Raw genomic sequence first — 1,163 nt, forward strand, 5'->3', positions numbered from 1 at the left:
TCGCCGACTACAGCGAGGTGCTGGCCGACCCGGAGGTCGACGTGGTGTCGATCTGCTCGCCGAACTTCCTCCATCACGAGATCGCCCTCGCCGCCATCGAGGCGGGAAAGCCGTTCTGGATCGAGAAGCCCATGGGACGCGGTGCTGTCGAGTCCCGCGAGATCGCCGAGCGTGCCGAATCAGCTGGACTGGTCACGTCGGTGGGATTCAACTACCGGCACGTGCCCGCCGTCGCCCGCGCGCGCGAGCTGGTGCGCTCGGGGGCCATCGGCACGATCACGAACGTGCGGGTCTCGTTCCTCGCCGATTACTCGGCCGACCCCGCCGGAGCCCTGACCTGGCGGTTCCTCACCGCCCGCGCCGGCTCCGGAGTCCTGGGCGATCTGCTCTCCCACGGTGCCGACCTCGCCCAGTACGTCGTGGGGCGCATCACCTCGGTGAACGGGCTGACGGCGACCTTCATCCCCGAGCGCCCCCTCCCGGCAGCGGGTGCCGCCAGCCACTTCTCGAAGGGTTCCGAGGACGGCCCCCGCGGCGCCGTCGAGAACGAGGACTACGCCGCACTTCTCGCGCGATTCGAGGGAGGCGCCGTCGGTGTGCTCGAGTCCAGCCGCGTCGCGATCGGTCCGCGTGCCGAGTACGTGCTCGAGGTGTACGGCACCAAGGGCTCCCTGCGGTGGGACTTCCAGCGCCTGAATGAACTGCAGATCGCCGACGATCCGTCGGGCTATCGCACGGTCATGGCAGGTCCCGAGTTCGGTGACTTCTCACGATTCCAGCCCGGCGTCGGCACGAGCATGGGATTCGACGACCTCAAGGCGATCGAGGCATCGCTGTTCCTGCGCTCGGTGGCAACAGGCACGCAGCTCGCCCCCTCCGCCGCCGACGCCTGGGCCGCCGCCGAGATCGTCTCCGCGGCGCTGCGCTCCGCGGAGACCGGCGGCTGGGTCGAGGTGCCCGAGGTCGACGGCGAGACCACGTTCGGCTGAGGCATGACGAGAGGGGCCGGTGAGCGAACCGCTCACCGGCCCCTCTCGTCATCAGCTCAGGCGAAGGCGCGTCGGAAGGCGTCGAGAGCGTCGTCGCTCGATCCGCTCGCCCAACTCTCCAGCCCCACCACGCCGTCATACGCGATCGCGGCGAGCGCATCGCCGATCGCACGG

General features: G+C 69.9%; 1 protein-coding gene. It reads left to right on the plus strand.

What is annotated here, in order from left to right; translation table 11 throughout:
* On the plus strand, nucleotides 1–989 hold a 989-nt coding region (locus ASG00_RS06240; protein ID WP_056207803.1), incomplete at its 5' end, for a Gfo/Idh/MocA family protein.
* Nucleotides 990–1,163: the final 174 nt, after the last annotated feature.

This window comes from Microbacterium sp. Leaf351, assembly GCF_001423825.1.
Lineage (GTDB): Bacteria > Actinomycetota > Actinomycetes > Actinomycetales > Microbacteriaceae > Microbacterium > Microbacterium ginsengisoli.